Below are 19,636 nucleotides of genomic sequence, written 5' to 3' on the forward strand. Positions count from 1 at the left end.
CGGCCCCGTCGGGCACGGGCAGAGACGCCCGCTCGTGGCGCGTCACGCGATCAGCAGCTCCGGTCCGCGCGCCGCAAGCGCCTTGCGCAGGGCGCGCTCGGGCGCGAGCTCCGTCACGAGATAGCGCACGTTTTCGAAGCCGTTGATCCGCACCGGCGTCACGCGGCCGAACTTCGAATGATCGGCGACGACCACCGCGACGCTCGCCGACGCGATCATGCGGCTGCGCACTTCCGCGGCCATCCGCGTGTAATCCGTCAGATAAGCCTCGGCCGAGATGCCGCCCGCGCCGACGAATGCGAAATCGACGTGATATTGCGCAAGCTGCTGCACCGTGTCGAGCCCGAAGGTCGCGTCCTCGTCGTCGGAGAGTTCGCCGCCGAGCAGCGTCACGCGGTTGCCGTTGCGGCGCGCGAGCGCTTGCGCGATGCGCCAGTCGTTCGTGTACACCGTCAGCTGATGGCGATCCGCGAGCGCGCGCGCCACCGCGTGCGTCGTCGTGCCCGAATCGACGATCAGCGAGGCGCCATCCGGCACCAGCTCGGCCGCGCGCGCGCCGATTGCACGCTTGGCCGCGGCGTTGGCGGCTTCGCGCGCTTCGAGGCTCGGCTCGCGGCGGTCCGCGGCGAGTGCGCCGCCATGCGTCGTCATGATGAGACCGCGTTCGGCGAGCGCGTTGAGATCTCGCCGGATCGTTTCGCGCGAAACGTTGAGCGCCTGCACGAGTTCGGCCACCGACAGCGCGCCGGTCTTCGTCAATTGCGACAGAATGTATTGGTGCCGTTGTTTTGCAAGCATCGCGAATGGCGGCCGGGAAGCGGCGCGTGGAGTCAAATGTAAGCGCGCGTATTGTATTACGTGCGCCCGTTTTAGCCTGTAGGGCAATCCTTACACGACACGAGGATGCGGCTTGCGTCCGGCCTGAATGCAAAGCCGCGCTCCCCTTCGCCGTGCATCCCTGCTAACCTAGGCGACCCGCCTGCTCGACTCGCCGCTCCCGTTCATGAGGACTCTGTTTCGTCGGCTGCTGCTGCTTTTTTGTATCCTGCGTTACGGCGCGCGCCTGCTTTGGCTCGCCGCGCCGCAGGACCACAAGCTTCATTGGTTTGCGACCCTCGTCAAAAACATGCACGAGTCCGAGGGCACGCGCGCGAGCCTGCATCGTGCACTGCCGCGATTGGGCCCGCTTGCGAGCGCGTTTGCCGAAAGCCTCGGCGAGCATCCGGAACTCGCCATGCACACGCTGCACGACGCGATCGACGCCGTCAGCCATCTCGAAGCGCCGTTGACTCCCGAGCAATCCGGGCAGGTATTGCAGGCGGCCTTCGGCCGCCCGCTCGCGGAGCTGTTCGCCGAAATCGACCTCGTTCCCGTGCAAAGCGGCTTTGCCGAACAGATCCACGCCGCGCGGCTGGCGATGCCGGAAAGCGGCCACACAGACGTCACGATCAAGCTGCTGCGGATGCAGCAAGTCCAGCAGATCGGCGACGAGGCCGCGCTGCTGCGCTGGGCAGCGCGCCTGATCGAGAAGTTTTCGCCAGCCGCGCGCAGGCTGCGAATGCACGCGCTCGCCGAATCGTTCACCGCCGACATCCTGCGCCGCTTCGATCCGCGCGCCGAAGCGGCGAATCTCTCGCAGTCGGGCCGCCATTTCGAACGCGACACGCGGCTCGTCGTGCCGGACGTCATCTGGGATCTCGTCACGCCCAGCACGCTCGTCACGCAGCGCGTCGACACGCTGGCCGCCACCGATATCGACGGCCTGCACGCGCACCGCGTGAACGTCGCGCGGCTTGCGGCGCATATCGTCGAAGTCATCGCGCAGCAGGCGTTCGAACACGGCTTCTTTCACGCGGCGCTCGACGCGCGACGCGTTCGCGTGAGCATCGAGCCCGCCACGCTCGGCCGCCTCGTGCTCGCGGACTTCTCGATCATGTCGAGCCTGTCTGCGCCCGAGCGCGAGTTTTTCGTGCACGGCGCGACGGCGCTGTTCGCTCAGGACTACGGACGGATCGCCGACATGCATCGCGAAGCGGGCCACGTTCCGCAATCGACGCGCACCGAAGTGCTCGAAGCGGAGCTGCGCAGGCGCAGCGAGGCGCACTTCGCGGCGGATACGCACGAGCGCTCGGCAAGCGGCCTGTTGCAGCACCTGTTGGGCGCGGCGCATGCGTTCGACGGCGACGTGTCGCCGCGTCTCGCCGCCGCGCAGCATTCGCTCGCGCAAGCCGAATCGCTCGCGCGCATGCTGCATCCGAGCGTCGATACCTGGCTCATCGCCAAAGAGACGCTCGGCGAGATCGCGCGCAAGGATCTCGATCATCGCGGCTGGATCAAGCACCTGTCGCAAGAGCTGCCCCATCTCGCGCACATCGCGCCGCGGCTGCCGCAACTCGTGATGCGGGCGCTGCAACAGCATCACGATCGGCATCGCCCGCAATTCGATACGGCCGCATGGGCGCATGAACTGGAGCGCGAATACCGGCGCACACGCGTGCTTTTGTGGGCGTGCGTGGTGTGCGGCGGGCTGCTTGGCGTCGGGGCGATGTGCCTTGTGCACTAACGTCGCCGTTAGCCGGTCGCGAACCGAGCGGGACGATTATCAAGCGATCTTCGAGTGCGGCCCCACCCCGCGCTCAAAGCGCCAACACACTCACCGCCACTTCGACCTGATGCTGCCCGCCGCCGAGAATCATCCCGCGCAATAGCGACACATCGCTGTAATCACGCCCCGCCGCAAGCGTCACGTGATCGAGATCGGCCAGCACGTCGTTGGTCGGATCGAGATCGACCCAGCCGCTCTCCGGGCAAAACACCGAGACCCACGCATGCGACGCATCCGCGCCGATCAGCCTCGGCTGCCCCGGCGCGGGATCGTTGCGCAGATAGCCGCTCACATAACGCGCCGGCAAGCCAAGCGAACGCAGGCAGCCGATCATCACTTGCGCAAAATCCTGGCACACGCCGCGGCGCAGTTCGAACGCACGCGAGGCCGGCGTATCGAACGCGGTCGCGGACGGCTGGTATTCGAAATCCGCGTGGATGCGGTGCATCAGGTCGATCGCGCCGGCCACGACCGGCGTGCCCGGCGCAAAGCTCGGCAGTGCGTAGATGCGCCACTCGGGGCGCGGCAGGATGTTCGGCGACGCGAAGCAAAACTCCGACTCCGGATGAAACGCCGCGCCCGCGCAATAGCGCAAACGCTCGGCGACCTTCTCCCACGCGGGCGTCTGCTCCGGGTCCAGCGACGCCCAGCGCGGCAGCAGATGCACCATCGTTTCGCTCGTCATATGCAGGCTGTCGTGCGGCGCATCGAGCGAAAAGTACAGGACGTCGTTGCCGAACGCGTCGACGCGGCTCGTTTGATACGACGGCTTCGGCTCGATCTTCTCTTCGTGCGACATCACGTGCTGCCACGCACACGACAGGGGACGGATCGTCGCGAGATGCTGCGCGGTCTCGACGTAGGTGGAGTAGCGATAAGTCGTCCGGTGCGATACGGACAGCACGGTACGCGCGGCGGTCATGACGACACCTGCGCGGTAAACGTGTTCGCGTGGCTGAAGTAGCGCGCGCTGATCTCGTTGGACGCCGCCGCGACGTACATGCCGAGCTGGTCGCAGACATCGCACAGCTCGGGGTACGCGCCGCTCGCATCGGACGCGCACAGGCGCTCGAGCGTCGGCAGCGTGTCGACGCCCGGCATCAGTTCCGCAAACGGCAGCCGCCATGTGCTGCCCGCCGCTTCCGCGATCTCGTCGAGCTTCTTGCACAGCCGGGCGTAGACGCCGTAGAGCCCGCGCGGATTGGTTGCGTCGACAACCAGCAGATCGAGCAGCGCGGGCACCTCGACGCGGCCGGGGTACAGCGATCGATACGTGAGCGTGCTGTCGAAAAGCTGCAGCAGCAGATCGAAGCTCTCCGGGCGCGCAAGCCGCCCGTGCGTGGCGACGACACGCAAAAACGTCGACATCGCCCATACGCGTTCGATGTGCCGCCCCGCAAAGAGCAGCCGCCACGCTTCGTCGCGGGTCATCCGGTCGCCCTGCGAACCGCTGATCGCCGAGAGCTGCGTCGCGAGATGTTCGAGCGCGTCCATCAGCGCGACGCGATCGTAGCGCGCGCCGTTGCCCGTCTGCGTAAAGCACGCGAGTGCGTCGCGAAAGCCGTTGCGCGCCGCGAGTATCGTGCGCCAGTGGTCGTTCGACAGCCGCGCGCGCACTTCGCCGCATGCGCGTGCCTGGCTCGCGAGGTTGTAGCCGATGCTCGACGCGCCCGTGTGCTCGCCGAGGCCCGCGACGAGCGCGCGCTCGAACGCGCCCGGCGTGAGGTTTGCGAGCGCGTCGTCGTTCGGCAGCAGGCCGCAGCGGGTCGCGAGGTCGGTGAGCGTCGCGAGCGCGGCTTCGTCGTCGGTGCTTTCGAGCGAACCGAGGATCAAGCGGCACAAGCGCACGCTGTTTTCCGCGCGCTCGCCGTAGCGGCCCGCCCAGAACAGATTTTCCGCCGCGCGGCTCGACACGATCCGATGGGGCTTCCTCGCGAGATCGCCCGGCGCCATCGGCGAGGGCAGCAGCGTGAACGTCGAACTGGGCTGACTCGACAGCACCCAGGTATCGACGCTGCTGCCGCCGAACTGCATCGACGCGCTCGACTGCCGCTCGGCGGCGAGGCGCGTGAAGCCGCCGGGCATCACGTGCCAGCCGCCGATGGAATCGGCGATCGCATAGACGCGCAGCACGGCGGGCCGTCCGGCGAGCGTGCCCTCCTCGTAGCGCGGCGTGTACGAATACGGCAGCGGCGCCTGGATCGTGTAGGCGTCGGGCGCGCGCTCGATGCGCTCGCGCCAGGCCGCGAGCCGCTGCCGCCCCTGCGCCATGCCGGGCGCGCCGCCCGGTTGCGGCGCGGGCCAGGCCGGCAGCACGAACGCTTCGTCGAGCTGGGCGAACGCGGCCTCGCGCGCGGCGTCCTCGCCGCACCACCAGGTCGCCACGCTCGGCAGCGCGAGCCGCTCGTTCAGGAACGCCTTGGCGATGCCCGGCATGAAGCCGTGCAGGGCCGCGGATTCGGCGAAGCCGGCACCGGGCACGTTCGACACCATCACGTTGCCCGCGCGCATCACCTGCAGGAGACCGGGCACCCCGATCGTCGAATCGGCGCGCAATTCGACCGGATCGCAGAACGTATCGTCGAGGCGCCGCAGCACGGCGTGCACGCGTTCGAGCCCGGCGAAGGTCTTGAGATACAGCATGTCGTCGCGCACCGTCAGGTCCTTGCCTTCGACGAGCGTCATGCCGAGATAGCGCGCGAGGAACGCATGCTCGAAGTAGGTCTCGCTGAACGGGCCGGGCGTGAGCAGCACGATGTGAGGCGAGTCGCTCGGGTCGCCGCCGCGCATCGTCGTGCGGGCCGCGTCGGCGAGCGTCGCGATCAGTTGCGAGTAGGTCGCGGCGAGGCGGCTCACGCGCATCGCGCGGAACGGCTCGGCGAACAGGGTCGAGACGATCAGCCGGTTTTCGAGCGCGTAGCCGAGGCCCGACGGCGCCTCGGTGCGATGCGACATCACCGTCCACTGCCCGTCGGTTGCGCGCACGAGGTCCGCCGCGACGATCTGCAGATAGCGTCCGCCCGGCGGCGTGAAGCCCTTCACCGCGCGCAGGTAGCCGGCGTGCCCGAACACGAGCGCGGGCGGCAGGAGGCCGTGCGAAAGCAGCGTCTGCGGGCCATAGATGTCGGCGACGATCGCGTCGAGCAGATGCGCGCGCTGCGCGACACCGCGCTCGATCACCGCCCACTCGCCGTCGTCGATCAGGTACGGCAGCAGGTCGAGCGACCACGGACGCGGCTCGCCCTTGTCGGCGTAGACGTTGTAGCTGATGTCGTTGTCGCGCACCTGCTGGGCGACCGACGCGCGCGCCTGGTCGAGGCCAGCCACGCCTTCGTCGCCGAGCAGCTCGAAGAAATGCCGCCAAGGCTCGCGCAAGAGACCCGACGCGTCGCGCAGCTCGTCCCAATGCCCCTCGCGCACCGGCAAGGCACGAAGACGCGCCACGGCGTCCGCATGGAGCGTCGTGGCGTCGAAGGGCAAGGTCGATTGGAAAGACAAGGTCGTATCGGTTCTGGTCGTTCAAAAGCCCGGCGGCCCGCTTCACTGCTTCCTGCTCAACGATGCCGCAAATCCAGCGTGAACGGGAATTCCAGCATGCGATCGGGCACCTTCACGTCGAGCGGGCCGGGCGTATGGCCGATCGTGAAGAAGCGCGCGCGCCGCCGGCTTTCGGCTTCGTAAGCATTGACCGGAAACGTCTGATAACTCAGGCCGCCAGGGTGAGCGACATGATACTGGCATCCGCCGAGCGAGCGGCCCGTCCAGGTATCGACGAGGTCGAACGTGAGCGGCGCATGCACGCCGATCGTCGGATGCAGCGCGGAGGGCTGCGCCCACGCGCGGAACCGCACGCCGGCGACAAGTTCGCTGACGCGGCCCGTCGGCTGCAGCGGCAGCGGCATGCCGTTGACAGTCAAGACGTGGCGATTGTCGTTCAGGCCGAGCACGCGCACCTCGAGCCGCTCGACCGACGAATCCACGAAGCGCACCGTGGTGCCCGCGGAACCCTCCTCGCCCATCACGTGCCACGGTTCCAGCGCGTTGCGCACGGTCATCGAGATGCCGCCGGTATGAAGTTCGCCCACGAGCGGGAAGCGGAACTCGAAATGCGGCGCGAACCAAGCGGGCTCGAACGCGAAACCGGCCTCGCGCAGGTCGGCGAGCACGTCGTCGAAATCCATTTGCACGAAGGTGCGCAGCAGGAACCGGTCGTGCAGTTCGGTGCCCCAGCGCGTGAGGCGCGTCGTGTACGGCGTGCGCCAGAAATGCGCGACGAGCGCGCGCAGCAGGAGCTGCTGCACGAGGCTCATGCGCGCGTGCGGCGGCATTTCGAAGCCGCGCAACTCCAGCAGGCCGAGGCGGCCGGCGGGGCCGTCGGGCGAATAGAGCTTGTCGATGCAGAACTCGGCGCGGTGCGTATTGCCGGTGACGTCGATCAGGATGTTGCGCAATGCGCGGTCGATGAGCCACGGCGGAATCTGCCCGCCCGCGCCGTTACCGTCAACGTCGCCGATGCCGGCGAGCAAGTCGACCTGGCGCTGCAGTTCGCGAAACGCGATTTCCAGTTCGTAGACCTGGTCGTTGCGTGCCTCGTCGACGCGCGGCGCCTGGCTCGTCGGACCGATGAAGAGCCCGGAGAACAGATAGGACAGCGACGGATGGTTGTGCCAGTACGCGATCAGGCTCGCGAGCAGGTCGGGGCGGCGCAGGAACGGGCTGTCCGCGGGCGTCGCGCCGCCGAGCACGAAGTGGTTGCCGCCGCCCGTGCCGCAGTGGCGGCCGTCGAGCATGAACTTCTCGGTCGACAGATACGACTCGTGCGCCGACTGATAGAGGTATTCCGTATGGTCGACGAGTTCGTCCCAGTTCGACGCCGGGTGGATGTTCACTTCGATCACGCCCGGGTCCGGCGTCACCTGCAGCACCTTCAGGCGCGGGTCGCGCGGCGGCGGATAGCCTTCGATCACCACCTTGACCTCGAGCTCGGCCGCGCTCGCCTCGACGGCGGCGAGCAGATCGAGATAGTCGTCGAGCGCCGCGAGCGGCGGCATGAAGACGTGCAGCAGCTTCCGCCCGCGGCCGAACGCGTCGGCCTCGACCTTCGGGCCCGCTGCGCGCGCCGGATCCCGGGCTTCGACGCACAGCGCCGTGCGCCAGATCCACGCTGCCGATTCGCCGCGCGCGGGCACCCGCTGCGAGTCGGGCGCGGCGCGCTCGCCGCGGTCGATCTCAGCCGTCGTATGGGGTGCCCTGTCGAGCGCATACTGCATGCGCAATTCCGCCGCCGTGCGCAGCGGCGACGGCGGCGCAAACGGATCCTGGGCATGCAGGTACGGATAGTCTGCCTCCGACACCCACGGCAAAGCATCGAGCGGCAGCCGGTAACCCATCGGCGAATCGCCGGGAATCAGGTACATCCGATCGTCGCGGAAGAACCACGGCCCGCTGACCCAGCGCGGCCCTGACAGCGCGGGCCCGCCGCGGTCGTTGCCGTTCTCGCGCGCGAGCGGCAGCACATAGCCCGTCACGGCGGAGAGCCCCGCGCCGAACACGCGGCGCAGCCGCACGCGCTCCATCTCGTCGTCGAGCCGCGAATCGAACGGATCGACGTTGACCGGCAGGCGGCGCTCGCGCCACAGGTAGTACCAGACGTCCTCGTAGCCCGGCAGCACATGCTTCGCGTCGACCGACAGCTTCGCCGCCACGTGGCGGATGAAGCGCTCGGCATCGGCCGACGTGTAGACGCCCGGCTCGCGCTCGTCCGCGAAGCGCGCGGGATCGCGCCAGCACGGCTCGCCGTCGGCCCGCCAATAGAGCGACATCGCCCAGCGCGGCAACTGCTCGCCCGGGTACCACTTGCCCTGCCCCCCGTGCAGAAAGCCGTTCGTGCCGTAGCGCTCGCGCAGCTTGCTCATCAGCGCGACCGCATAGCCGCGCTTGGTCGGGCCGAGCGCGTCGGTATTCCACTCGGGCGCGTCGCGGTCGCGCACCGCGACGAAAGTCGGCTCGCCGCCCATCGTCAGCCGCACGTCCTGCTCGAACAGTTGCGAATCGACGTAGGCCCCCATCTTCACGACATCGGCCCAATCCGCTTCGGCATACGGCTTCGTGACGCGCGGCGTCTCGAGCACGCGGACGATCGACATCGCGTGCGCGAACTCCACCTCGCAGTCGTCGACCGCCCCCGATATCGGCGCGGCGCTGCCCGGCTCCGGCGTGCACGCGACGGGGATATGCCCCTCGCCCGCGAGCAAGCCCGAGGTCGGATCGAAGCCGATCCAGCCCGCGCCCGGAAGGTAGACCTCGCACCACGCATGCAGGTCGGTGAAGTCGACTTCGGTGCCGCTCGGGCCGTCGAGCGATTTCGTATCGGGCGTGAGCTGCAGCAGATAGCCGGACACGAAGCGCGCCGCGAGCCCAAGCTGCCGCAGCGTCTCGACGAGCAGCCAGCCGGTGTCGCGGCACGAGCCCGAGCGCAGCTCTAGCGTCCGTTCCGGCGTCTGCACGCCGGGCTCCATCCGGATCAGATAACCGATTTCGCGCTGCAGCCGCTGGTTCAGGTCGACCAGGAAGTCGATGGTCTTCATCGGCGTGCGGTCGATGCTCGCCAGAAACTCGGCAAAGCGCGGCGTCGGCTCGCGCTTCACGCGGTACGGCGCGAGCTCGTGGGCGAGATCGTCCGAGTAGGCGAACGGAAATCGCTCGGCGTCCGGCTCCAGAAAGAAATCGAACGGGTTGTAGACCGCCATCTCGGCGACCAGGTCCACCGTCACCTTGAATTCGCGCGTCTTCTCGGGAAACACGAGCCGCGCCTGATAGTTGGCGAACGCGTCCTGCTGCCAGTTGATAAAGTGCTGCGCAGGCTCCACGCGCATCGAATACGAGACGATCGGCGTGCGGCAGTGCGGCGCGGGCCGCAGGCGGACGACTTGCGGCGACAGCCCGGCCAGGCGGTCGTAGCGGTAATGCGTGACGTGGTTCAACGCGACTCGAATAGACACACAGGGCTCCTGACTAGAACGCCAACCGATGGACAAGACTGCATTTTTGCGTGCGCTCCGAGTGAAACACGTGACACGGCCGCACGGCACGGCATAAAGTTTGCGGCACAGGCCGCACGTGGCGCGGGGCCCCGCGCGACGCCATGACCGCCCTTCACGCGAGTCCGGCGAAACCAGAACCAGCGCGATGAAAACCTTCCACTGCAACCGCTGCCAGCAACAGGTGTTCTTCGAGAACGTGCTCTGCGAGCGCTGCAGCGCGTTGCTCGGCTACGTCCCCGAAGTCGGCGAGATCAGCGCGTTCGAAGACGCGGGCGACGGCCTCTGGCGCAGCCTGCATCCCGGCACGGGCGCTGCGCTCTTTCGGCAGTGCCGCAACTACGCGGTCGAAAACGTCTGCAACTGGATGATCCCGGCCGCTGCACCGGATACGCTGTGCCGCTCGTGCCAGTTCAACGGCACGATCCCGAACCTGGATCTTGCGGAGAACCGCGTCTACTGGTACCGGCTCGAAACCGCGAAGCGGCGCCTGCTCTATACGCTGATGGCGCTCGGGCTCACGCTCGAATCGCGGGCCGAAAACCCCGAGGGCGGCCTGCAATTCGACTTCCTCCAAAGCACCGGCGACGACGACGCCGTGATGACGGGCCACCACCGGGGCATCGTCACGCTGAACGTCGCGGAGGCCGACGACGCCTATCGCGAGCACACCCGCTCGTCGCTCGGCGAGCCGTACCGGACGCTGCTCGGCCACTTCCGGCACGAAACCGGCCATTACTTCTTCGACCGCCTGGTGGGCGAGACGCGCTGGCTGCCGCTCTTTCGCCGCCGCTTCGGCGACGAAACCGCGGACTACGCCGCGGCGCTCGAGGCCTACTACAAGAACGGCCCGCCCGCCGACTGGGCGCAGTCGTACGTCAGCGCGTACGCGGCGATGCATCCGTGGGAAGACTGGGCGGAGACGTGGGCGCACTACCTGCACGTCGTCGACACGATCGACACGGCCGTGTCGTGCGGACTCGCCCTCTTGCCCGACAGCCCGCTCGAACCGACGCTGACCGACCAGACGCCCGTCGAGGACGCCGGCTTCGATAGCCTGATGGCACGCTGGTTTCCGCTCACCTATGTGCTGAACAGCCTGAACCGCAGCCTCGGCATGCCCGACGGCTACCCGTTCACGCTGCCGCCCCCCGTCATCGACAAGCTGCGCTTCGTGCATCGCGTGATCCTCACTTCGGCTCCAAAGGGTTAGCAAAGAAGTCAGGGCCTGTTACCAGCGGGCGCAGACCCTGAGGTCACGCGCTCACGCAGCGACGCTCTCGGGCTCCTGCGGCGCAAGCGGCACGAGGAAATCCTGGCTGATGCGGCTCGCCAAGTCGTTCACGCGCGCGAGAAACACGGTGAGATACGCGTGCAAGCCGCTGCTGAGAATCTCGCCGATGCGCCCGCGCCGCAGATCCTCGTACAGCTGCTCGGCCATGCGCTCGGTCTGCGCCGAGCGCGCGTTGCGCACGCGGCCGAGTATCTCGCGCACTTCCTCGAGGCTCGCCGCGAGCGAGCGCGGCCAGTCGCCGAAGAGGATCAGGAGGCCCGCCACGCGCTCCGGCGTGATCACGTCGCGATAGACCTTGCGATACACCTCGAAGCCCGACACCGAGCGCAACAGCGCCGTCCAGTGGTAGTAGTCGAGCGACTGCGCGCCGCCGGGCGTGCCGGTCTGCTCGCGCATTTCGAACTTCACGTCGAGGATGCGCGCGGTGTTGTCCGCGCGCTCGATGAAGGTGCCGAGGCGCATGAAACAGAACGCTTCGTCGCGCACCATCGTGCCGAGCGTCACGCCGCGCGAGAGGTGCGCGCGGAACTTGACCCACTCGAAGAACTCGCCCGGATCGCGTTCGAGAATGCCGTCGGCGAGCACCTTCTGGCATTCGAGCCAGGTGGTGTTGAGGCTCTCCCACAATTCCGTCGTGATCGAGCCGCGCACGGCGCGCGCGTTCTCGCGCGCGGCGCGCAGGCAACTGACGATCGACGACATATTGTTCTTGTCGCACGCCATGAACGCGATCACGTCGCGGCTCGTCAGGTTCTCGTGCTCGGCGGCGTACGCGCCGGAAAGCTCGGAGATCGACAGCATCGCGCGCCAGCCGGACTTCGCGAACTCGTCCGATTGCGGCAAGAGCGAGAGCTGGTAGTTCGCGTCGAGCATCCGCGCGGTGTTTTCGGCGCGCTCGATGTAGCGCGCCATCCAGAAGAGGTGGTCGGCAGTGCGGCTCAGCATGATGCCTCCCGCCGGGCCGCCCCAAGGGAGGCATCCGCCCCCGCGGGGGGAGCTTTGCATGGGACCGGAGTAAGCGCTAAAGCGCTAACTCCGGTCGACAGCGAACGATAGTAAGCGTGGGGGTGGTTCATAAAAACTCCCAAAAGAGGCTTGGTTCGTCTTTGATTGGATTAGCGTTCCAGCACCCACGTATCCTTCGTGCCCCCGCCCTGCGACGAATTCACGACGAGCGAGCCCTCGCGCAACGCGACGCGCGTGAGACCGCCCGGCACCATCTTCACGTCGTGCCCGGACAGCACGAACGGACGCAAGTCGATGTGGCGCGGCGCGATGCCCGCCTCGACGTAGGTCGGGCACGTCGAGAGCGCGAGCGTCGGCTGCGCGATGTACTTCTCGGGATGCGCGACGAGCACCGCGCGAAACGCCTCGATCTGGGCCTGGGTCGATGCGGGGCCGACGAGCATCCCGTAGCCGCCCGCGCCGTGCGTCTCCTTCACCACGAGCTCGGGCAGGCGGTCGAGCACGTGCTTGAGGTCGTCGGGCTTGCGGCACATCCACGTCGGCACGTTGTTGAGGATCGGCTCCTCGCCGAGATAGAAGCGCACCATGTCGGGCACATACGGGTAGATCGACTTGTCGTCGGCGACGCCCGTGCCGACCGCGTTGCACAGCGTCACGTTGCCCGCGCGATAGGCGGACATCAAGCCCGCCGCGCCCAGCGCGGAATCGGGGCGGAAGACGTCGGGATCGAGGAAGTCGTCGTCGACGCGCCGGTAAATCACGTCGACGCGCTGCGGGCCCTGGGTCGTGCGCATATACGTGTAATCGTTTTCGACAAAAAGGTCCTGCCCCTCGACCAGCTCGATGCCCATCTGCTGCGCAAGAAACGCGTGCTCGAAGTAAGCCGAGTTGTACATGCCCGGCGTCAGCACGACGATGGTCGGGTTGTCGACGCCTTGCGGCGCCGCGGCGCGCAGCGTGTCGAGCAGCAGGTCCGGGTAGTGCGCGACCGGCGCCACCCGGTTGCGCGAGAACAGCTCGGGAAAGAGCCGCATCATCATCTTGCGGTTCTCGAGCATGTACGAGACGCCTGACGGCACGCGCAGGTTGTCTTCGAGCACGTAGAACTCGCCGGCGCCGGCGCGCACGATGTCGATGCCGGCGATATGCGCGTAGATGTCGCGCGCGACGCTCACGCCCTGCATCTCCGGACGATACTGCGCGTTGCCGACGATCTGGTCGGCGGGCACCACGCCCGCGCGCACGATGTTCTGCTCGTGATAGATGTCGTGGATGAACTGGTTCAGCGCGTTGACGCGCTGCCGCAAGCCGCGTTCGAGCGCGGCCCACTCCTCGGCGGGGAAGATGCGGGGGATCACGTCGAACGGGATGGTGCGCTCGGTGCCGACGCCGCTTTCATCCTGTGCGCCGTATACCGCGAACGTAATGCCGACGCGGCGGAAGATCAGGTCGGCTTCGGCGCGCTTGTCGCGGATCTGCTGCTCGCTCTGGCTTTGCATCCACCTGAGCAACTGGCGGTAATGCGCGCGGGGCTCGCCGCTCGACAGGAAAGCGGCTGCGGTCGTGCCGCGGGCCTCGATCTCGTTGCGCTCGAACATCTCGTTGAAGAATGCTTGCGTCATAAGCGGTACCCGTTTGTTGTGCGTGCCCAATGTGCCGCCCGGTTGCACCCGCAATCCGTCGCTTCGCGTTCTTCCGATCGAGCCGCCGATCCGCCAGTGCATTCGCATGGGGCCTGCCGGCCGTGGCCAGGCGTCCTGCGGGAATGGGCTGCGGCTCGCAGCGTACTTCGCGCCCGATCGGAACATCGCTCATGCAGTCCGATGCTGCCGGACCGCTCACTCGTTGCGTCGCAACCAAGCCGTGGTTCGCCATGTGCGGCTGACGTCGCGACGCCGAGGCAACCAGGCGTCGATAGCGGCAAACGCAACTTCCATGCCGAATACAGGGTCTTCCGCCCGCTCGGCGTATCGCGCAGCGCAACACAGCGCCGAGCGCACCTGCCGCGTGCGCGCGATGCACTGGCGAGTCGCCAAGAGGCGTCCTGCCGCTCAATCCCCTGCCGGCGGGAGGCACCAACTTCGTGCCGGCGCGCCGGCTCGCGCACCGCCTTGGCACGATGCGCCATTCATGATTAAGCCGCACGAATGGCGCGGCAAATACGCGGGTTTTCCCGGTCGCTATTGCGTTGCAGTCTCGAACAAGACATGCCGCGTGGCCCGCGCAATACTGCGGCTCGTCTTTTTTTGCTCTTATGCCGACGCCCATTTGCGATGCTCGCCAACGTCATAGCCGCCGTTTTCGTTTTGCTCTGGTCGACCGGGTTCGTCGTCGCCCGCGCGATCAAGCCTTACGCCGATCCCAATCTGTTTCTGCTCTGCCGCTTCGGCGGCACGGCGGTCCTGTTCGCGCTTGCTGCGTCGGCGGCAGGCGCGGCGTGGCCGCGCCCACGCGCGTTCGGCAAGCACGTGCTCGCCGGGGCTTTGCTGCAGGGCGTCTATCTCGGGGCCGGCTATTGGGCCGTCGCGCAAGGCTTGAGCGCCGGCGTGATGGCGCTGCTCGGCACATTGCAGCCGCTCATGACCGCGGCGCTCGCGGCGCCGCTCTTCGGCGAGCGCTTGTCGCCGCGCGGCTGGAGCGGGATGGCGCTCGGGCTCGCGGGCGTGGCGCTCGTGCTGGCGCCGAAGCTCGCGGCCGCTCCCGCTCGGCCAGGTCACGCCCCGTCGTGGCTCGTCGTCGCGATTTCGATCCTGGCGGTCGTCGCGATCACGGCCGGCACGCTGTTCCAAAAGACGTCGCTCGCGAAGGCCGACATCCGCAGCGCGAGCGCCGTGCAGAACTTCGGCGCGGCGCTCGTCGCCGCCGTGCTGGCGTTGGCCTTGCATGAAAAACACTGGGTACCGTCGACCACGCTTTGGATATCAGTCGCGTGGGGGATCGTGATGCTGTCGGGCGTCAGCGTGACGCTCCTGATGTGGATGGTGCGGCGCGGCGACGCCTCGCGCGCCACCGCCCTGCTCTTTCTCGCGCCGCCGCTGGCGGCGCTCGAAGGCTATGTGGGGTTCGGCGAGACGCTGTCGCTCGTGCAGATCGCCGGATTCGGCGTCGCGCTGGCGGGGGTGTTGCTGGCGCGATCGTGAGTGCCGGCAGCGACCGCCTGCCAGCGCGGCGCATCGGCGACGAAAGCCCCGGCGCAAAGGCCGGCGGGGATGGCCGGCGCTTGAAACGCGCCGGCCATCCCCGCCTGTTTCCGCCGATCTGAGCCGCATGCGACGGGTCACGCCACCGAACGCCTCATCGAACCCGCCGTCCGCTACGCCTTATGCCGCTGCTGCAGCGCGCGGATCCGCCCCATCGCCGGCTGGTCGCCCGTCGCCGCGTCGTACATCTTCGCGAGATCCGCCTTCAACGCCGTGCGCGAATTGCCGTCGAGATAGACCATATGCCCCGACGGATAAAAACGCGCCGACAAATTCGCGCGCACCTGCTGCTCGATCAGCGGCATCTTCTGCAGATCGATCACCGTTTGGTAGAACGGCGTGACGAAGTCGTAGAAGCCGTTCGCCGACAGCACCTTCAAGTCGATGTTGAGCGCCATCACCGCCGCCAAATCGCCCGCCGTGTAGAGGATCACGTTGCCCTGCGCGTCGACGCCCTTTTGCGCACCGGTCGGATCGATATGGCTGAAATTCCAGTTCTGGAACGCCTGGTTGTTCAGATCGGTGAACGCCGAGTTCGACGTGTACTTCAATTGCTCGTTCAGGTAGCTGTTCCACATCGCCGTGTAGACGCCCGTGACCGCCGTCATCGTCGGGTCGTTGCCGCCCGAGTTCGGATCGATCTTGCCCGCGATGCCCGTCTCGATGCCGGTCACGCGGCCGTCGTAGGCGCCGAGCGCCTGCCCCTTCGACTTGAGCAGCGTCGTCAGGAACAGCGAATTGCCGCGGCTGTCGTAGCCCGCGATGTCGAGGCTCCACGCGATCAGCGTCGTCTTGTCGATCCCCGTGAATTCGCTCAGGTTCTCCACGGTCGCGTCGTCGGTCTGCGGGAATTTCTGCAGCGCCTGCAGATAGTCGCTGCGCGCGAACTGCGCGACTTCTTCGGCGAAAGCGCCAAGGTTCGTCGGCGTCGGCGAGACGCCCAGCTTCTTGTGGTACCACGCATCGGCGGCCGCGGTCGGCAGCGCGCCGACCGGGTTGCCCGCCTGCGTGTAGTCGAGGATCGACGATTGCAGCGTGATGCCGTTCAAGTCGACGCCGTCCTCGTGCAGCAGGTAAGCGAGCACGCAGCTGCGCGCCGTCCCGTACGATTCGCCGAACAGGAACTTCGGCGAATTCCAGCGGTTGTTCTTCGTCAGGAAGCGCTTGATGAACTGCTTGATCGAGACCGCGTCCGGATCGGTGCCCCAGAAGTCGAGGTTCTTGTTCGGCGCGACCGCCGCCGAATAGCCCGTGCCGACCGGGTTGATGAAGACGAGGTCGCTCTTGTCGAGCAGGCTGTCGGGGTTGTCCTCCATCTGATACGGCGCGGGCGGCGTGAAGCTCGGCATCGCGGTCTTGATGCGGCGCGGCGCAAACGAGCCGAGCAGCACGAACACCGACGACGAGCCCGGCCCGCCGTTATAGAAGAACGTGACGGGCCGCGTCTCCTCCCGCTGGTTGTCTTCGGTGAAGGCGACGTAGAACATCTTCGCGTTCGGCTGCGAGCTGCTTTCGTCGACGGTGACGAGGTGCCCCGCCGTCGCCGTGTAGGCGATCTTGCGCCCGCCGATCACGATCGAGTGATGCGTGACGGCCGCGCTTTCGGTGATGTCCGTGACCGAATCGTTCGGGCCGTTGCCGTAGGCGACCGGATCGAAGAAAGGCTGGTCGCCGTCGGCATGGCCGAATGCAGGCGACATCGATACCACTCCCGGCGTGGGCGAGGCATGCGAGTTATGAGGCGAGTGATGCGATTGCGTGCTGCCGGAACCTGAATCGGTATTCATCATGACCGCTCCATCGATTTCGTTAGCGACGTTTGGCGTCGTTTCAGTGCTTGGTTTTGCGGACTGCGTGACGAACTGCTCCTGCGGACTTCGTTTGCGTGCTTCCGGTACTGCGTCGGCGGACTTCGCTTGCGATCCGCCGAACCCGGGCTACAGCGCCGCGGCCACCTTCTGGCCGTTGGGGCTGCCGAGCCCGGTGCAGGCATCCCAGCCGGGCGATGCCTCGAAGCTGCCGTTGTTGCCCTTCGTAATATCGTTGAAGGCGCTTGCCGCCTGATAGAGCTTCGGATTGACGAAGCCGGCCGGCGCGCCCTTGGCCGCGTTGATGCGCGCAATCAGCGCCGCCCAGAGCGGGGCCACCGCGCTCGTGCCGCCGACCACCGACTGGCTGCCGTCGACCAGCACGACGAAACCGGAATCCGGCGAGGCGTCGCCCGCGACGTCGGGCACCCCGCGATTGGCAAGCGGCGTGGCGCCGCCCTTCGTGCGCGTCACGCTCAGGCCTTCCTGCCACGCCGGCAGCGCGAACAGCGTGCTCACGCCGCCGCCCGATGCGCCACCCGAAGCGCCGTCGTTCCATACGACTTCGCTCTTGATCGTGTTGCCGGCCGCGCCAACCGAGGCCGTGATGCGCGTGCCGCCGCAAGCGAGCACGTAGGGGCTCGACGCGGGAAAGTCGACGTGATCGGCGCCGTCGCCGACGCCTTCGCTCGACCCGCTGTCGCCGGACGCGGCGCAGATCGTCACGCCGACGGCCGCGGCCGCCTGCAGCACGCTGTTGAAGGCCTGTGCCGACTGCTGGGTCCACGACGATTCCGGCCCGCCCCAACTGATCGAGATGACCGACGGACGGTTCGTCGTATCGTGCACCGCGCGGTTGACGGCATCGATAAAGCCGGCGTCGCTATTGGTCGAGAAGTAGACGGCGATCGTCGCGGCCGGCGCGATCGCGCCGGCGATTTCGATGTCGAGCGTCACTTCGCCGTCGGGGCCGTTCGGGTCGCCGCTCGGCGCGTTGCTGCCGCTGTCGACGGACACCGCCACCACCTTGGGCATCGGCACACCGAGGTTCGAGAAATACGATCGCAGGTCGCCGCTGTTATAGCCGCCGCCGAGTTCGACGATGCCGATGCATTGGCCGCTGCCGTCGCCGGCGGGGAAGTTGTAGAGCGAAGCGATTTGCGGCGGCGTAAACGATTCCAGCGCCGCTTGCGCCGGCTGGAATCGAGGGCGGATGCGAAAATGCGGACGCGCCTGCGGCCGGTTGTCGAGCCCGAGCACCGCGGTGACGATGCCGCTCAGCTCGTCCGGCAGGCTGATGGCGCCCGTGCGGCCGCGATACTGGCCGATCGTGCGGTGTTCATAGCGCTCGAGCTTGACGTCGAACGCCGCCTGGAATTGGGCGATGGTGCCCGACAGCACGACCGTGCTCTCGGCGGGTTCCGCGCGCACGACCGAGAGCCCATGTTGCGCCGCAAACGCGCGCAGCTTGGCGACGTCTTCAGCTGCGGCGCCGAAGCGTTGCGAGAAATCGTCACGCGCGAGCGGCGCGATTTTCGAACCCTTGCCGATTTCCCCCAGTAACGCATGAAGCGCGGCTTCCGATTGGCGGCGCAGCATGACCACCACTTGAATCTTCTCGCCCGGGTCGCACTGCCCCAGACACTTCGATCCTTCCGCCACCGCTCGTTCACTGCCGGCCAATGGATGTTTTGCCATGGTCTGACGCTCCTGAATGCACCACCGGCCGGCTGGCGCCGCTCAGCGCTGGCTGCACGCCGTGCGATGCCGCGGCTCGCGGCGGTGCGGTTGCAACAGAGGCGGACACGGGAACGCGCGGGAGGTTGGCTTCATCACGCCGAAACCCGCGCCGTGCCGCCGTTTCGAGGACTACGCCAAAGCTCCGACAATAGCACTCGCGCGCAGTTCCGGGGCACATGATGACCGTTGGACGAATCGTCGAGGCCGCTTTGAAAGCCGGCGCGCCATGCCGCTTTCGGCATATCATGCGGACGGCGGTTTTGTCCACCGCCGCGCTGCCTCCGGCGCACGTCGGCTGCGCCCATCGAAGAACTCAAGGAATACTCCATGACCCTGTCCATGTATCAAGCATCGGTGCCCGTGCTCGTGCGCGGCCTGACCAATCTGAAGTCCATTCTCGGCAAGGCCCAGGCACACGCTGCCGCAAAGCAGATCGATCCATCGGCGCTCTTCGGCGCCCGCCTCTTTCCGGACATGCTGCCGCTCAACCGCCAGGTGCACATCGTCACCGACACCGCCAAGGGCTGCGTCGCCCGCCTCGCCGGCGTCGAAGCGCCGAAGTACGAAGACGTCGAAGCGACGTTCGACGAGCTGTGCGACCGCCTCGACAAGACCATCGCCTATCTGAAGGAATTCACGCCCGCGCAGATCGACGGCACCGAGGAGCGCAGCGTCGTCCTCAAGATGCGCTCCGGCCCGGTCGAGTTCACCGGCGCGAGCTACCTGATGTACTTCGTGATGCCCAACTTCTATTTCCACATCACGACCGCGTACGACATCCTGCGGCACAACGGTGTCGAAATCGGCAAGCTCGACTATCTCGGCAAATCCGACTGAGCGAGCTGATCGCGCCGGGTGCAACGGACTACACCAGCACCGCACGCGCCCGCGTCTTCAACGCGACAGCAGCGCCCCCGCCGGCGGGGGCGCTGCGCATCCGTGTCAGCCACGATCCCTCCCCCTTGAAAAGCCCGGCCGCCGCG

At 67.3% G+C, this 19,636-nt stretch carries 12 protein-coding genes; 4 read left to right on the plus strand and 8 right to left on the minus strand.

All coding sequences use genetic code 11. The annotated features are described in order from the left end of the window. Positions 1 to 42: 42 nt before the first annotated feature. A complete protein-coding gene (locus J3489_RS10775) occupies positions 43 to 798 on the minus strand; it encodes a DeoR/GlpR family DNA-binding transcription regulator (protein ID WP_206997731.1) in 756 nt (251 codons plus the stop codon). Positions 799 to 1,003: 205 nt separating this feature from the next. On the opposite strand from J3489_RS10775, the gene J3489_RS10780 reads away from it, so the two are divergent. Beyond that, on the plus strand, positions 1,004 to 2,563 hold the full coding sequence (locus J3489_RS10780; RefSeq protein WP_206997733.1) for an ABC1 kinase family protein: 1,560 nt from the start codon (positions 1,004 to 1,006) through the stop codon (positions 2,561 to 2,563). 73 nt (positions 2,564 to 2,636) lie between these two features. Here J3489_RS10780 and J3489_RS10785 read toward each other — a convergent pair whose 3' ends face one another. The 3 genes from J3489_RS10785 to J3489_RS10795 are packed head-to-tail and all read right to left on the minus strand — an operon-like array spanning position 2,637 to position 9,606. Next, positions 2,637 to 3,527, minus strand: a complete 891-nt coding sequence (locus J3489_RS10785; protein WP_206997735.1) for a transglutaminase family protein — start codon at positions 3,525 to 3,527, stop codon at positions 2,637 to 2,639. Then, a complete protein-coding gene (locus tag J3489_RS10790) occupies positions 3,524 to 6,103 on the minus strand; it encodes a circularly permuted type 2 ATP-grasp protein (protein WP_206997736.1) in 2,580 nt (859 codons plus the stop codon). The genes J3489_RS10785 and J3489_RS10790 overlap by 4 nt, the downstream gene beginning before the upstream one ends. Before the next feature lie 56 nt (positions 6,104 to 6,159). After that, positions 6,160 to 9,606 carry a transglutaminase family protein gene (locus J3489_RS10795; protein ID WP_206997737.1) on the minus strand — a complete coding sequence of 1,149 codons (3,447 nt, stop codon included), beginning with the start codon at positions 9,604 to 9,606 and terminating at the stop codon, positions 6,160 to 6,162. Between the two features lie 187 nt (positions 9,607 to 9,793). Here J3489_RS10795 and J3489_RS10800 point away from each other — a divergent pair, with 187 nt between their 5' ends. Further along, positions 9,794 to 10,858 carry a zinc-binding metallopeptidase family protein gene (locus J3489_RS10800; RefSeq protein ID WP_206997738.1) on the plus strand — a complete coding sequence of 355 codons (1,065 nt, stop codon included), beginning with the start codon at positions 9,794 to 9,796 and terminating at the stop codon, positions 10,856 to 10,858. A 51-nt stretch (positions 10,859 to 10,909) separates the two neighbouring features. Here J3489_RS10800 and J3489_RS10805 read toward each other — a convergent pair whose 3' ends face one another. Continuing rightward, entirely contained in the window at positions 10,910 to 11,884 is a 975-nt protein-coding gene (locus J3489_RS10805; RefSeq protein ID WP_206997739.1) for an alpha-E domain-containing protein, read from the minus strand. Between the two features lie 170 nt (positions 11,885 to 12,054). After that, the gene (locus tag J3489_RS10810; RefSeq protein ID WP_206997740.1) at positions 12,055 to 13,527 is read right to left on the minus strand and encodes a circularly permuted type 2 ATP-grasp protein; all 1,473 of its coding nucleotides are present in this window, start codon (positions 13,525 to 13,527) and stop codon (positions 12,055 to 12,057) included. Between the two features lie 651 nt (positions 13,528 to 14,178). On the opposite strand from J3489_RS10810, the gene J3489_RS10815 reads away from it, so the two are divergent. After that, on the plus strand, positions 14,179 to 15,045 hold the full coding sequence (locus J3489_RS10815) for a DMT family transporter (RefSeq protein ID WP_206997741.1): 867 nt from the start codon (positions 14,179 to 14,181) through the stop codon (positions 15,043 to 15,045). 173 nt (positions 15,046 to 15,218) lie between these two features. On the opposite strand, the gene J3489_RS10820 is transcribed toward J3489_RS10815, so the two are convergent. Both J3489_RS10820 and J3489_RS10825 read right to left on the minus strand, forming a co-directional pair. Next, positions 15,219 to 16,895 (minus strand): S10 family peptidase, encoded by a 1,677-nt coding sequence (locus tag J3489_RS10820; protein ID WP_206997742.1) that lies wholly within the window; start codon positions 16,893 to 16,895, stop codon positions 15,219 to 15,221. 147 nt (positions 16,896 to 17,042) lie between these two features. Next, positions 17,043 to 18,611 (minus strand): S53 family peptidase, encoded by a 1,569-nt coding sequence (locus tag J3489_RS10825; RefSeq protein ID WP_206997743.1) that lies wholly within the window; start codon positions 18,609 to 18,611, stop codon positions 17,043 to 17,045. Positions 18,612 to 18,980: 369 nt separating this feature from the next. On the opposite strand from J3489_RS10825, the gene J3489_RS10830 reads away from it, so the two are divergent. Beyond that, positions 18,981 to 19,490 (plus strand): DUF1993 domain-containing protein, encoded by a 510-nt coding sequence (locus J3489_RS10830; RefSeq protein WP_206997745.1) that lies wholly within the window; start codon positions 18,981 to 18,983, stop codon positions 19,488 to 19,490. The last annotated feature ends 146 nt before the right edge of the window (positions 19,491 to 19,636 follow it).

The sequence above is a fragment of the Trinickia mobilis genome, from assembly GCF_017315705.1.
Taxonomy (GTDB): Bacteria; Pseudomonadota; Gammaproteobacteria; order Burkholderiales; family Burkholderiaceae; genus Trinickia_A; species Trinickia_A mobilis.